Origin of the sequence: Halomonas chromatireducens (genome assembly GCF_001545155.1) — a bacterium.
GTDB classification, from domain to species: Bacteria; Pseudomonadota; Gammaproteobacteria; order Pseudomonadales; family Halomonadaceae; genus Halomonas; species Halomonas chromatireducens.
Map to the genome: position 1 here is coordinate 41,595 of NZ_CP014226.1, position 14,462 is coordinate 56,056.

The following is a 14,462-nucleotide window of genomic DNA, read 5'->3' on the forward strand; positions in this document are numbered from 1 at the left end:
AGCAATATGACTGATATTCCCCAACTACTGGGTGACGACGCCGACTACCTGCTTGATCACCGCTGCCGCGGCTTTCCTCGTGAGCAGCTGCACCTGCCCGGCCCCGATTTCATCGACCGGGTAATGAGCGACAGCGACCGCAGCCCCGCCGTGCTGCGCAACCTGCAGGCGCTGTTCAATCATGGCCGCCTGGCGGGTACCGGCTACCTGAGCCTGCTGCCGGTCGATCAGGGCATCGAGCACTCCGCCGGCGCCTCCTTCGCACCCAACCCGCGCTACTTCGACCCGGCCAACATCGTCGAGCTGGCGCTGGAGGGGGGCTGCAATGGCGTTGCCTCGACGCTCGGCGTGCTGTCCTCGGTGGCGCGCCGCTATGCCCATCGCATTCCCATGATTCTCAAGCTCAACCACAACGAGACCCTGACCTATCCGGCGCTCTATGACCAGACGCTGTTCGCCGAGGTGGAGCAGGCCCACGACATGGGCTGTGCCGCGGTGGGTGCGACCATCTATTTCGGTTCGCCGGAAAGCCGGCGACAGATCATGGAGATCAGCGAGGCCTTCGAGCGGGCCCATCAGCTGGGTATGGCGACGGTGCTCTGGGCCTACCTGCGCAACCCGGGCTTCAAGCAGGACGGCAAGGATTACCACGTGGCCGCCGATCTCACCGGCCAGGCCAACCACCTCGCCTCGACGCTGAAGGCGGATATCGTCAAGCAGAAGCTGCCGGAAACCAACGGCGGCTACAGCGATATCGGCTTTGGCCATACCCACGTCAGGGTCTACGAGGAACTGACCTCCGATCATCCCATCGACCTGGCTCGATACCAGGTAGCCTGCTGCTATATGGGGCGCGCCGGGCTGATCAACTCCGGGGGCGGCTCCAAGGGCAATACGGACCTGGGCGAGGCGGTGCGTACCGCGGTGATCAACAAGCGTGCCGGCGGCATGGGGCTGATCTCCGGCCGCAAGGCCTTCCAGAAGCCGGTTACCGAAGGCGTGGAGCTGCTCCAGGCCATCCAGGACGTCTATCTGGACAGTGGCGTGACTGTCGCCTGAGCCTGCATCCAGGCCAAAGGGAAGGAAAAAGGGCGCGACCAGTCAGGTCGCGCCCTTACTATTACCGTGCATACCGCTCAATGCCGCTGCTAATCAGCCCAGCAGCTCCTGGGCCTGCTTGACGACGTTATCGACGGTGAAGCCGAAGTGCTTGAACAGGTCGCCCGCCGGGGCGGATTCACCGTAGGTATGCATGCCGATCACCCGGCCGTCGAGGCCCACGTACTTGTACCAGTAGTCGGCGTGGCCGGCCTCGATGGCAATACGCTTGGTCACCGCTTTCGGCAGCACGCTATCGCGGTACTCGGCGTCCTGACCGTCGAAGCGATAGGCCGAAGGCATCGAGACCACGCGAACCGCATGACCCTGCCCTTCCAGTTCGGCGGCGGCCTCCATGGCCAGGCCGACCTCGGAGCCGGTGGCGATCAGGATCAGCGCCGGTGTGCCCGCGCAGTCGCGCAGGATGTACCCGCCGCGTTGGATCTCGGCCAGCTGCTGCTTGGTGCGCGCCTGGTGCGGCAGGTTCTGGCGCGACAGCACCAGCGCCGTGGGTCCGGAATTGCGCTTGATGGCGGCATCCCAGGCGGCGGCGGTCTCCACCGCGTCGCAGGGGCGCCAGGTGGAAAGGTTCGGCGTGGTGCGCAGGTTGGTCAGCTGCTCGATGGGCTGGTGGGTGGGGCCGTCCTCGCCCAGGCCGATGGAGTCGTGGGTGAAGACGTAGACGGCACGCTTGCCCATCAGTGCCGCCATGCGCACCGAGTTGCGCATGTACTCCATGAAGATCAGGAAGGTGGCGCCGTAGGGAATGAACCCACCGTGGAGCACGATGCCGTTCATGATCGCGCCCATGCCGAACTCGCGCACGCCGTAGTGCAGGTAGTTGCCGCTGGCATCCTCTTTGGAGATCGCCTTGGCGCCGCTCCAGAAGGTCAGGTTGGAGGGCGCCAGGTCGGCGCTGCCGCCAAGCAGTTCGGGCAGCTGAGGGCCGAGCTCGTTCAGGCAGGCCAGCGACGCCTTGCGCGAGGCGATGCTCTCGCCCTTCTGCTGGGCCTTCTCGATCAGGGCCTCGCTGGTGATCTCCGTCGGCAGCTTGCACTGGATGCGGCGCAGGAATTCCTTGGCGAGCGCCGGATGGGCCTCGCGATAGCGCTCGAACCTGGCCTGCCAGGCTTCCTGGGCACTCTTGCCAGCTGCACGGGCGTCCCATCCCTGGTAAACCGGCTCAGGCACGTGGAAGGGGGCATGGGGCCAGCCGAGCTGCTCGCGGGCTGCGGCGACCTCGTCGTCGCCCAGCGGTGCGCCGTGGCATTCCTCCTTGCCCTGCTTGTTGGGGGCGCCGAAGCCAATCACGGTCTTGCAGATGATCAGGCTGGGCCGGTCCTCGTGGCTCTTGGCCAGCTCGATGGCCGCCTTGACCTCCTCAGGCTTGTGGCCATCGACATTGGGGACCACATGCCAGCCGTAGGACTCGAAGCGCTTGGCGGTATCGTCGGTGAACCAGCCTTCCACCTCGCCGTCGATGGAGATGCCGTTGTCGTCGTAGAAGGTGATCAGCTTGCCCAGCCCCAGGGTGCCGGCCAGTGAGCCGACCTCATGGGAGATGCCCTCCATCAGGCAGCCGTCACCCACGAAGCACCAGGTGTTATGGTCGACGACGTTGTGCCCCGGGCGGTTGAACTGGGCCGCCAGGGTCTTCTCGGCGATTGCCATGCCCACGGCATTGGCCAAGCCCTGGCCCAGCGGGCCGGTGGTGGTCTCGATGCCGGGGGCATAGCCGAATTCCGGATGTCCCGCGGTCTTGGCATGGAGCTGACGGAAATTCTGCAGCTCCTCGAGGCTGAGGTCGTAGCCGGTCAGGTGCAGCAGCGAGTAGAGCAGCATCGAGCCGTGGCCGTTGGAGAGCACGAAGCGATCGCGGTCGGGCCATTTCGGGTCGTTGGGGTTGTGCTTCAGGTAGTCGTTCCACAGCACTTCGGCGATATCGGCCATGCCCATTGGGGCGCCGGGGTGACCGGACTTGGCCTTCTGTACGGCGTCCATGGACAGGGCGCGAATGGCATTGGCCAGTTCGAAACGGGACGGCATTGGGTTGGCTCCTCACCTGCGGCAGAATGGGTAGCCCGCTACGGCACCTAAATGCCCGCCGGGGTTGCATTCTGGCTGGGGCGCCGCAGGATGGCGGCGGCGCGGTCGAATTTCGGCCGCCTATTGTCGCCGACTTGCCGCCGGTCATCAAATGGCGGGTGTCTCAAAAGGTACCAGCGTGTAAACTCTTTGCCCCGAAAAGCCTGAATTTTCTCTCCTGCCGCATCGAGTCCACCTGTATCGGCAGGGGCTGTTATCCTGTCGAGAATTGCGCTACTGCGTTTTGCCGTTACCCAGATGGTCGAGGATGCCCATGAGCGAATACTCCCTGTTCACTTCCGAGTCCGTGTCCGAAGGACATCCGGACAAGATCGCCGACCAGATTTCCGATGCGGTGCTGGATGCGATCATCGCCCGGGACAAGCACGCTCGCGTGGCCTGCGAGACACTGGTCAAGACCGGCGTGGCGATCGTCGCCGGCGAGATCACCACATCGGCCTGGGTCGATCTCGAGGCGCTGGTGCGCGAGGTCATCACCGGTATCGGCTACACCTCCTCCGAGGTGGGCTTCGATGGCGAAACCTGCGGGGTGCTCAATCTGATCGGCAAGCAGAGCGTGGACATCGCCCAGGGCGTCGATCGTATCAAGCCCGAGGATCAGGGTGCCGGCGACCAGGGCTTGATGTTCGGCTATGCCACCAACGAGACCGCCTCCTTCATGCCGGCGCCGATCCATTACGCCCATCGACTGGTGGAGCGTCAGGCCGAGCTGCGCAAGCATGGTCTCCTGCCCTGGCTGCGCCCGGATGCCAAGAGCCAGATTACTTTCCGCTATGACGAAGCCGGCATGCCCAGCGGCGTCGAAGCGGTGGTGCTTTCGACCCAGCATGACCCGGACATCGACCCGGAAGAGCTGCGCAAGATGGTCAAGCACGAGATCATCGAGCAGGTGATCCCCGCGGAGTGGTTGACCGAGTCCACCCAGTACCACATCAACCCCACCGGCAAGTTCGTCATCGGTGGGCCGGTTGGCGACTGCGGCCTGACCGGGCGCAAGATCATCGTCGACACCTATGGCGGCATGGCGCGCCACGGTGGCGGCGCGTTTTCCGGCAAGGACCCCTCCAAGGTCGATCGCAGCGCCGCCTATGCAGGCCGCTACGTGGCCAAGAACATCGTCGCTGCCGGCCTGGCCGACAAGTGCGAAATCCAGGTTTCCTACGCCATCGGCGTGGCCCAGCCTACCTCGGTGTCCATCAACACCTTTGGTACCGGCAAGGTGGATGAGGCGCGTATCATCGAACTGGTGCGCGAGCACTTCGACCTGCGTCCCTTTGCCATCACCCGTATGCTCGACCTGCTCCACCCCATGTATCAGCTCACCGCGGCCTACGGTCATTTCGGCCGTGAGCCCTTCGAGACCTCCTACAGCTGGAAGGACGACACGGGGCAGGAGCAGACGGAGACCTTCACGGCCTTTCCCTGGGAGCGGGTCGATCGTGCCCAGGCGCTGCGGCAGGCCGCCGGCCTGTAATCACTGCCTGCAGCCATACTTGCGCTGATGACTGACGCCCGGCTTCGAGCCGGGCGTTTGCGTCGTGTGCCGCAGGATTCCTGGTGCTAGCGTGAAAGGGATGACTTGGCGCGGACGACCCCGCTGGGCCTATAGTGAGTGTCACCGATTTCAATCGACGAGGTGACGCATGAACCAGGCTGCTGCATCCGCCCCGACCACGCAGGACTTCAAGGTCGCCGATATCACGCTGGCCGACTGGGGGCGCCGTGAGATTCGCATCGCCGAGACCGAGATGCCTGCACTGATGGCGATCCGCAGGAAATACCATGCAGAGCAGCCGCTGGCGGGAGCCCGTATCGCCGGATGCATCCACATGACCATCCAGACGGCGGTGCTGATCGAAACCCTGATCGACCTGGGGGCTTCGGTTCGCTGGTCCTCGTGCAATATCTTCTCTACACAGGATCATGCTGCGGCCGCCATTGCCGCCGCCGGCATACCGGTGTTCGCCTGGAAGGGCGAGACGGAGGAGGAGTTCTGGTGGTGCATCGAGCAGACCGTGGAAGGCCCCGACGACTGGCGACCCAACATGGTGCTGGACGACGGCGGTGACCTCACGGCACTGATGCACGAGAAGCGACCTGAGCTGCTGGCCGAGGTTCATGGTATCTCGGAGGAGACCACCACCGGCGTCCATCGGCTTCAGGAGATGTTGCGCGACGGCTTGCTCAAGGTGCCGGCGATCAATGTCAACGATGCCGTGACCAAGTCGAAGAACGACAACAAGTATGGCTGCCGCCATTCGCTCAACGATGCGATCAAGCGCGGCCTGGACCACCTGCTGGCCGGCAAGCAGGCGCTGGTAGTGGGCTACGGCGACGTGGGCAAGGGCTCGGCGGCGTCGCTGCGCCAGGAGGGGATGATCGTCAAGGTCTCCGAGATCGACCCGATCTGTGCCATGCAGGCGTGCATGGACGGCTTTGAAGTGGTGTCGCCCTATGTGGATGGCGTCAATCGTGGGCGTGACAGCATCGATCGAGCACTGCTGGGTCGAATCGACCTGGTAGTGACCTGCACCGGCAATATCCGGGCCTGCGATGCCGACATGCTCGAGGCGCTCAAGGCCGGCGCCGTGGTCTGCAATATCGGCCACTTCGACAACGAGATCGATACCGGCTACATGCGTCGCCACTGGCACTGGGAGGAGATCAAGCCTCAGGTGCATAAGGTCTACCGCGACAGCAAGCCGGGCAGCTTCGACCCGGCAAGCAGCGACTACCTGCTGCTGCTCTCCGAAGGCCGCCTGGTCAACCTGGGCAACGCCACGGGCCACCCCTCGCGGATCATGGACGGCTCCTTCGCCAATCAGGTACTGGCGCAGATCCATCTCTTCGAGCGGCGCTTCGCCGACCTGCCCGAGGCGGAGCGGCGCGACGGCCTGGAAGTCACCGTGCTGCCGCGTCATCTCGACGAAGAGGTGGCCCGCTACATGGTCGAGGGCTTCGGCGGGGTGCTCACGCGCCAGTCCGAGGACCAGGCCGAGTACACCGGGGTGCCGGTGGAGGGGCCATTCAAGCCCGACACCTATCGCTACTAGGCTCTGTCCGAAAACTGGCTGCGCTCGACCATACGGCGTTAAAAATCGGCTCAAAGTACTCATTTACACCCCGTAAACTCCGTCTTTTCGCCGTTTTTTGCCTTGTCTGGCCTTCGCTCGCCGACTTTTCAGACAAAGCCTAGCCATCGACGAAGGCGAGGAAGCGTCCGGCAACCAGGGCGGAGAGCCACAGGCCAAGTGACAGTGCGCCGCTGATACGCAGCCGTAGCGCCGTTGCCTTGGCCAGCCCCGGCCCCAGGTTGAGCAGCAGGGCATTGGCGATCGCCAGGCCGATCAGTCCCAGCTTGAGCTGGAAGAGCGGCATGCCGGCATAGCCGGTGGGGTCGGCGAGAAACAGCATGCCACCCATGGCGATGGCCAGCAGCAGCCCGCCGATAGCCACCGGCTGCAGCAACCGGGCCAGTGCGGAAAGCGGGAGGTCGCGGCGCCACCCCATCAGGCGCAGGTCGAGGGCAGCGATGGCGCCGATCATCAGGCCAATCCCCAGCACATGCAGAGTGTTGACCGCAGCATAGCCCCACCGCGACAGGCGCATCCACTCGGCCAGCGGAGTCGCCGCAAGCCGAGTCAGCAGCTCTTCCATCGTGCTTAGATGCGCCCGGGGTAGAGGACGTAGTGCTCTTCGCCGATCCACAGCTGCTCGGCCTTGAGCAGCCGTTCAGCGGCATGTTCGCCAGACACGCGCAGGGTCACCCCTTCGGCCAGGTCGCCCTCTTCCAGGCCGGCGCGCTCGTTGCGCCAGGGCTGCCCCACCTCTACCGTCCACTCCTCCCCGTCGACGTCCAGGGTCAGCTCGCCGTGGGGATTGCCCAGGCGTACCCAGGTGATGGTGCCGCTGAGTTCGATGGTCTCGCCACCGATCCAGCCATGGTGTGCCTGGACAGGGCTTACGAACAGCAGCAGGGCGCACAACAGGGCGCCCCAACCGACTCCTGATAGCCGTGACATGTTCCTCTCCTTCCTGTGCAGGGGTTTCCTTACAGGCTAGCCATGCCGGCATGGGTTGCAAGACGGCTGATGGGTGGGCTGCCCTATTTCACCCCAGCCCGGTCAGGCGTATCAGGCCCTCCAGATAGAAGGGGATCAGCAACGGTGCCGCCAGGGTGGTCAGCAGCACCGCAATGGCACCCTTCTCCGGCCGGATGCCTAGCTCCATGGCGACCACCACCACATTGGCGGCCATGGGCACTACCCCCACCAGCAGCAGGGCCATGGCCAGCTCGATCGGCAGTGAAAAGAACGCCTGCAAACCGAGCACGGCCAGCAGTGCGACCAGGGGCCAGAGGCCGAAACGCACCGCCACGCAGGCGCTGATGAAGCGGCCGTCGAATTCCCTTACCGATACGCGGCTCAGGGTCATGCCGATGATCATCATGCCCAGCAGAGTATAAGTAGCCGGGAACACGGCGAGCCCGTCCATCATCGCGACAGGTACCGTCAGCCCCAGGCCGCTGAACAGCAGCGCGGCGAGGAAGGCGTAGATCAGCGGCAGCCTAGTAATCTTGATCAGGCTCTGGCGGACCGTAAACTGCCCACGGGCGCTGAGGTAGAAGCCCACCGTGAACTCGTAGAGGGTGACCCCGAGAACGCAGAACAGGTAGAGGGTCACGCCTTCGGGGGGCAGCAGGACCATGGCGACCGGCAGGCCAAAGTAGCCGGTGTTGCCGGTGCCGGCCGAAAAGGCCAGCAGGGCGCTCTCCTGGGCGGGGAGGAAGCGCTTGCCCACCTGATTGACGAGGATAGCCATCAGACTGGCCAGCGCGAACAGTGCCAGGGTCAGAAGCAGGTACCCCGGTGTCGGGCCGCCGAGTGTGAGCCCGCGAAAGAAGGTCAGCGGGGCGATGAGGTAGATCAGCAGCGTGGCGATGGGGCGTGGGTCCACGGCCAGGTGTCGAGCCGCCAGCCAGCCCAGGCCGACGAAGGCCAGCAGTGTCCAGAGAGGGCCCATCAGGGCGCCGGGGTCGATCATCGTCCTTGCCAATCCCTTGTCGAAAGCAGCCATGATGCCTGCCATCTTCACTGTTGTCAGCGTGGAGTCTCTACCGCAGCGCTCAACATGACCGTTGCTAATGCATAGGTGCGGAAACTTTCATTGGTCACCCCGGGGGCGTGTCGGCAAAATGGTGAGCCTGGACTCGCACCAGAGTGAACAATACATCGTGGCGCGGCCCATTCTGGCCTCGCCGGCTAACGAAGAGAGAGTGACCGATGAGCACGCAGGCACACCCGCTGGGTATCAGCTACGAATTCTTTCCGCCCAATACCGACCTTGGGCGGGAGAAGCTGATGGGCGTGCGCGATGCCCTTGCCGAACGCAACCCGCGCTTCTTCTCGGTGACCTACGGCGCCGGCGGTTCCACTCAGGCTCGCACCCTCAATACCGTGCAGACCGTGCGCGAGTCGGGCATCACCACCGCCCCGCATCTCTCCTGTATCGGCAGCGAGAAAGCCCAGCTGCGTGACTTGCTGCATCGCTATCGTGAGCAGGGCATCGACAGCCTGGTGGCGCTGAGGGGGGATCTTCCCTCAGGCATGGGCGGCATCGGCGAGCTGCGCTACGCCAACGAGCTCGTCGAGTTCATCCGTGAGGAGACCGGCGATCACTTCGAGATCGCAGTGGCGGCCTATCCGGAGTCACACCCCCAGGCGCCCAGTTTCGAGAAGGATCTGGAGAACTTCGTGCGCAAGATGCAGGCGGGCGCCAACCTCGCCGTCACCCAGTATTTTTTCACCGCCGATGCCTATTTCCACTTCGTGGATCGGGCGCGTTCGCTGGGCGTCGAGGCGCCCATTATCCCGGGCATCATGCCGATCACGAACTACACCAAGCTGGCACGCTTTTCCGACGCCTGCGGCGCAGAGATCCCGCGCTGGATTCGCAAGCAGCTCGAGGCCTATGGCGATGACAGCGCATCCATCGCGGCCTTCGGCGAGGAAGTGGTTTCACGGCTGTGCCAGCGCCTGCTGGACGGCGGGGCACCGGGCCTGCACTTCTATACGCTCAACCAGGCGGCGCCCTGTCTGCGTATCCTCGACAATTTGAGCTGAGGTACTGGCTGGCTGTCATTGCAGCGTCTAGCTTGATCCATGCATGTCCATGGAATCAGGAACAGGAGACGCTAGATGCGCAATGCCATTCTACCGGGAGTCGCTGCCGCCTCCCTTCTGCTGGCCGCCAGTGCCAGCCACGCCGACGATCGACATGACGTCGAGATGCATCTGGTCAGCACCGATGGTATCGAGGAGGCCATCGGTACCATCACGCTGGAAGAGAGCCACGATGGCCTGCTGCTTACGCCCGACTTGAGGGGGCTGCCCCCGGGTGTCCTCGGCTTTCACGTGCATGAGCATGCCAGCTGCGAGCCAAGCGAGAACGATGATGGCGAGATGACCGCGGCCGGCGAGGCGGGCGGGCACTATGATCCCGACGATACCGATACCCATCAGGGCCCCTATGGCGACGGCCACCTGGGTGATCTGCCGGTACTGGTCGTCAATGAGGAGGGTGAAGCCACCCTGCCGGTGCTGGCGCCGCGACTCAGCCTGGACCACATGGACGGGCGCAGCCTGATGATCCATGTAGGTGGCGACACCTACTCGGACGAGCCTCACCTTGGCGGTGGTGGTGATCGCATGGCCTGCGGCACGGTCGAGTTCTGACGGCCGGCAGCATGACCACAGCAGACGGCCCCGCCAAGGCGGGGCCGTCTGCTGTGGTGCCGGGGGTCAGTCGGTGGTGTCCGTTGGTATTGCTTCGTCGATGGCGTCAGCGTCGGCGATGTCTGCCGATTCCTCCTCCGGGCGCATCTCCGGCGGCAGCATGGCAGTCGGTACCTCGAGGCCTTGCTCCTCGTAATAGCGCACCGCTCCGGGGTGGAACCAGAGCACGTCGTTCTTGTCTAGGTGTTCCGCCCTGGCTTCAGCCATCGCAGGGTGGATCGCCTCCATGGTTTCGCTGTCATCCAGTACCAGCTTCATCAACGCATAGACAAAGCTCTCGGGGAGGTCCTTGTGGCCGATGGCGAAGTTCCAGAAGGCCACTGACGCATGGGGAGCATCCATGGACGCGTAGGTATCGGCGGGGATCTCGAACGAGGCGACCGGGAAGGTCTCCATCAGCGTGGCCTGCTCGTCCTCGGTCAGCCCGAACATGTGCACATCATGGTTGCGCTCGAGGCGCTGGAAGGCGTGGATCGGCAGGCCGGCACAGAAGGCAAAGGCATCGCTGAGCCGCGACGGCAGGTAGTCCGCCAGGTGATTGGCCCCGGCGTACTGCAGGTGGACGTCCTCGATGCCCAGTGCGTCCAGAAACTGTGGCCAGTAGGCGGCACAGGTGCCGCCCATGGGACCCACGCCGACCCGCTTGCCGCTCAGGTCCTCGATGCTCTCGATCCCCGAGTCGGCCATCGTCACCACATGGAAGGGTGTCTGGTACATGGGAAAGAGGGCGCGAACGTTGCGCATCTCTTCGCCGGGAGCGGCGACGCCCTCTCCGTCCCACAGCTCCCGGGCCGGACCCAGGGTAACCAGGCCCAGCTCCGCTTCTCCCGTATGGACCAGTGTCATGTTGTGGTAGGGCCCGCCGGTGGCCTGGGACAAGGCAAGTACGTCCAGCTTGTCGCTGATGTGGGTCACCAGGCCGTCGCCAACGACCTGATAGGTGCCGCCGAGGGAGGCGGTACCCAGGTGGACTCGCTCGGGCCAGTCGCCGTGCTCGTCGGAGAGGGCGTTGCCGGCCAGCAGAGTGCTGGCCAACAGGCTGCCAGCGGCAAGGAGGGGGAGGATCTTACACCGTAAGCTAGCCATGGCTTGCCTCCTGTGTTTGTGCGGTCTTGCTGACAAAACGGCCGGAGCGGCGGATGCCGCCCCCGCCGGGCTTGCTGGCGTTCGAGCTGAGGGCTCAGTCGAGTCGAGGACTCAGTTCGAGACGCCGGGCTTGGCCTTGAGGGCGGCGGCTTGCCACAGGAAGACCAGCCCCCCGATGCCCAGGCCGACCAGGTCGGTCATCCAGCCGCCGGCAATCATCGACAGCGCCGCCGCGAGCAGCAGGACGCGCTGAACGAGGTTGGCCACGCCGTTGAGGAACCAGCCCTGAACGGCGGCGGCCAGCAGGTAGATGCCGATTGCGGCAGTGATGGCAACGCGCAGGATCTGCATCCAGGTTCCGTCCATCAGCAGCGCCGGGCTGTAGAAGAACATGAAGGGCACGATGAAGGCGGCCAGGCCGAACTTGAAGGAGGTCATGGCCGTTTTCAGCGGATCCGTGTTGGCGATGGCCGCGGCGGCATAGCCCGCCAGTGCCACGGGTGGCGTTATCGCCGATAGCACCGCGTAGTAGAACACGAAGAAGTGGGCGACCAGCGGTGGAATGCCGATCTGCTGCAGGCCGGGGGCGACCACCGAGGCCGCGACGGCGTAGGCCGCGGTGGTGGGCATGCCCATGCCCAGCAGGATCGAGATACACATGGCGAAGAACAGCGCCAGCAGGTGGCTGGCATCGGCGATGCCAAGCAGCATGGAGGCGAAGCGGGCGCCGACCCCGGTCAGCGAGATGACACCGACGATGATGCCGGCACAGGCACAGACGGCGATCAGCGGTATGGCCATGCGGGCGCCCAGCGACAGGGCGTTGAGCAGTGCCTTGGGCCCCATCCAGTGCGGGGTGAACCAGGAGACGACGGCGGCGCTGACCATGGCCAGGGTACCGGCGCGAATCACCGAGTAGCCCATGAACAGGGTACCGATCAGGATGATGATGGGCAGGAAGAGATAGACCTGCTTGACCAGTTTGCGGAACTGCGGGATCTCGTCCTTGCTCATGCCCTCCATGCCGTCGCGGCGTGCTTCCAGGTCGACCATCAGGTAGATGGAGAGGAAGTAGAGCGCGGCGGGAATCAGCGCGGCAACGGCAATCTCGGTATAGGGGATGCCGGTGATCTCGGCCATGATGAAGGCGCCGGCGCCCATGATCGGCGGCACGATCTGCCCACCGGTGGAGGCGGCCGCCTCGATACCGCCGGCACTGCGCGGATGGTAGCCCACCTTCTTCATCAGCGGGATTGTCAGCGAACCGGTGGCTACGACGTTACCGGCGGAGGTGCCGTTGATCATGCCCATCAGGCCGGAAGCGAAGACTGCCACCTTGGCCGGGCCACCCCGGGCGCGGCCGGCAGCGGCGAAGGCAAAGTTGATGAAATAGTCACCCACCTTGGAGGCCTGCAAAAAGGCGGCAAAGGTGATGAAGAGAATAATGTACGTCGACGATACGGCCGTGGTTGGGCCGAGGATGCCGTTGTCGGTGTAGAGATAGGTGAAGAAGCGTGACGCCGAGTAGCCGCGATGCTCGAGAAGGCCCGGCAGGTAGGGTCCGGCAAAGGCATAGATCAGGAAGACACCGGTTATGATGATCAGAGCGAGGCCTGCCACGCGACGGGTCAGTTCCATGATCAGGGCCACGCCCACAGCGGCGATCATGAATTCGGTCTGGCCGGCAAACGGGGTGCCAGCGGCCATGCGCCAGCGATTGAGCACGAGAACCAGATAGGCGGCAACGAGGATCGAAGCGACGATCAAAATGGCATCGGCCCAGTGGATGGAGCGGCTGGAGCTCCTCCAGACCCAACTGCTGACCAGGGCAATGGTGGTGGCGAATACCAGCGACCAGCTCAGGTGTACGACCAGCCAGTTGGCGGGCGGTGTGCCGGTTTCACGCATATACCAGGCATAGAGAATCGTGAAGGTGGCATAAGTAATGGCAGCCGCCGCGGGAATCAGGGCAAACCACTCGAGGCGATTGATGCGTACCTGTTCGGGGCTGCGATCCAGGGTCATGGCCGCGGTGATGGCGAAGCCGACGGCGAGGCCGCCTGCCACGTGAATGATGCGAAATGTCCAGGTCTCGATGGGAGAGACATTGAGCGCATAGAGGTGCATGGCCGTGAACAGCACACAGGCAGCGAAGACCGTCTGGCCGACGAGGCCGGAGAGTACCCGCTCATTATGTGCGATGGGAATGTCAGCGACCCCATCTGTGCCAATCTTGGTGGCGGCTTCGTTGGGTTGGGTTTCGTGAGTCATGCCGGAGTGCCTAGAAGGTTACGGAGGCCTGCCTAGGGGCGAGGCGTTGACGCCGGCCCTAAGGCCGGCGTCGTTGGTGCGTTGAGTGAACTCAGCCGCGCAGGTCTTCCGGGATGTCGTAGCCGTTCTCTTCGAACCAGCGCACAGCACCCGGATGCCAGGGCAGGAAGGTGTTGTGCTCGAAGTTCTCGGGCACGGTCTCACGCGCGGCACCGTGGATCTGCTGCATGCGCTCCTGGTTCTCCATCACGGTCTTGGTCACTTCATAGACCAGCGACTCCGGCATGTCCTTATGAGTGATGGCGAAGTTCCAGATCGAGACGGCCGGCAGGTCCTCTTCCAGGCTGTTGTAGACGGATGCTGGAATCGCCGCAGGCGACAGCTCGGGATAGTCGTCCAGGAACTGTCCCATCTCGTCTTCGGAGAAGGAGAAGATGTTGACGTTGGCCTGGGCTTCGAGCTGGCTGAAGGCGGAGATCGGCACGCCGGCAGCGAAGGCAAAGGCATCGATCAGGCCATCCTGAAGCTGGCCTGCCTGGTCGGAGGCGCCACCGTTACGGGTGTCGACGTCGAGGCCGAGCTTGTCGAACAGCTGCGGGTAGTACATGTCCGACGTGCCGCCGGCCGGGCCTACGCCCACGGTCTTGCCGTCCAGGTCTGAGACGGAAGTGATGTCGGAGCCTTGCAGGGTGATGATCTGCAGGGTGGTCTGGTACATCGGGAAGACGGCACGGATGTCGGTGTGATCGACGCCCGGCGCCAGCTCGCTCTCACCGATCCAGGCCTGGTAGGCCGGGCCCATGGTGACCATGCCGAAGTCGTGCTCACCCATCTGGACCAGAGTGGCATTCTGCACCGGGCCGCCGGTCACTTCCGCGCCGAAGGAGACGCCGATGGCGTCACCAACCATGTTGGCCCAGCCTGACCCGTAAATGTAGTAGGTGCCGCCCTGGCTGGCGGTACCCACGGTCAGGCTGCGGGGCCAGTCTTCGCGGTCATCGGCCTGGACGCCGGTTGCTACCAGAGCGGCGCTCAAGCAGGAGGTTACGATCAGCTTGGATGCTGCGTTTCGCATGGTGTCACTCCAATCGAGTTGTCGTTATGAGA

The 14,462-nt window shown here is 64.1% G+C and carries 12 protein-coding genes; 5 read left to right on the top strand and 7 right to left on the bottom strand.

All coding sequences use genetic code 11. The features are described from left to right. Window positions 1–6: 6 nt before the first annotated feature. Complete coding sequence (locus tag LOKO_RS00210) at window positions 7–1,059, top strand: class I fructose-bisphosphate aldolase (protein WP_066443449.1); 1,053 nt, start codon at window positions 7–9, stop codon at window positions 1,057–1,059. Between the two features lie 93 nt (window positions 1,060–1,152). On the opposite strand, the gene tkt is transcribed toward LOKO_RS00210, so the two are convergent. Further along, a complete protein-coding gene (tkt, locus tag LOKO_RS00215; protein ID WP_066443452.1) occupies window positions 1,153–3,144 on the bottom strand; it encodes a transketolase in 1,992 nt (663 codons plus the stop codon). 313 nt (window positions 3,145–3,457) lie between these two features. Here tkt and metK point away from each other — a divergent pair, with 313 nt between their 5' ends. Next, on the top strand, window positions 3,458–4,678 hold the full coding sequence (metK, locus tag LOKO_RS00220; protein WP_066443455.1) for a methionine adenosyltransferase: 1,221 nt from the start codon (window positions 3,458–3,460) through the stop codon (window positions 4,676–4,678). A gap of 169 nt (window positions 4,679–4,847) precedes the next feature. Next, window positions 4,848–6,257 (top strand): adenosylhomocysteinase, encoded by a 1,410-nt coding sequence (ahcY, locus tag LOKO_RS00225; RefSeq protein WP_066443458.1) that lies wholly within the window; start codon window positions 4,848–4,850, stop codon window positions 6,255–6,257. A 139-nt stretch (window positions 6,258–6,396) separates the two neighbouring features. Here the strand turns inward: ahcY and LOKO_RS00230 are convergent, their stop codons facing one another. From LOKO_RS00230 to LOKO_RS00240, 3 genes are all read right to left on the bottom strand, one after another. Further along, the gene (locus tag LOKO_RS00230; protein WP_066443460.1) at window positions 6,397–6,861 is read right to left on the bottom strand and encodes a hypothetical protein; all 465 of its coding nucleotides are present in this window, start codon (window positions 6,859–6,861) and stop codon (window positions 6,397–6,399) included. A 5-nt stretch (window positions 6,862–6,866) separates the two neighbouring features. Next, a complete protein-coding gene (locus LOKO_RS00235; RefSeq protein WP_066443465.1) occupies window positions 6,867–7,226 on the bottom strand; it encodes a DUF6152 family protein in 360 nt (119 codons plus the stop codon). A gap of 88 nt (window positions 7,227–7,314) precedes the next feature. After that, on the bottom strand, window positions 7,315–8,280 hold the full coding sequence (locus LOKO_RS00240) for an AEC family transporter (RefSeq protein WP_235588904.1): 966 nt from the start codon (window positions 8,278–8,280) through the stop codon (window positions 7,315–7,317). Between the two features lie 206 nt (window positions 8,281–8,486). Here LOKO_RS00240 and metF point away from each other — a divergent pair, with 206 nt between their 5' ends. Together metF and sodC are read left to right on the top strand one after the other, a co-directional pair. Next, on the top strand, window positions 8,487–9,326 hold the full coding sequence (gene metF / locus LOKO_RS00245) for a methylenetetrahydrofolate reductase [NAD(P)H] (protein WP_066443473.1): 840 nt from the start codon (window positions 8,487–8,489) through the stop codon (window positions 9,324–9,326). 75 nt (window positions 9,327–9,401) lie between these two features. Next, window positions 9,402–9,938, top strand: coding sequence for a superoxide dismutase family protein (gene sodC / locus LOKO_RS00250; protein ID WP_066443481.1), 537 nt, complete (start codon window positions 9,402–9,404; stop codon window positions 9,936–9,938). A 66-nt stretch (window positions 9,939–10,004) separates the two neighbouring features. Here sodC and LOKO_RS00255 read toward each other — a convergent pair whose 3' ends face one another. From LOKO_RS00255 to LOKO_RS00265, 3 genes are all read right to left on the bottom strand, one after another. Further along, complete coding sequence (locus LOKO_RS00255) at window positions 10,005–11,084, bottom strand: TAXI family TRAP transporter solute-binding subunit (RefSeq protein WP_066443483.1); 1,080 nt, start codon at window positions 11,082–11,084, stop codon at window positions 10,005–10,007. 111 nt (window positions 11,085–11,195) lie between these two features. Beyond that, window positions 11,196–13,355: a TRAP transporter permease gene (locus LOKO_RS00260; RefSeq protein WP_066443486.1), complete on the bottom strand. Its 2,160-nt coding sequence runs from the start codon at window positions 13,353–13,355 to the stop codon at window positions 11,196–11,198. A gap of 91 nt (window positions 13,356–13,446) precedes the next feature. Then, a complete protein-coding gene (locus LOKO_RS00265; RefSeq protein WP_066443490.1) occupies window positions 13,447–14,430 on the bottom strand; it encodes a TAXI family TRAP transporter solute-binding subunit in 984 nt (327 codons plus the stop codon). Window positions 14,431–14,462: the final 32 nt, after the last annotated feature.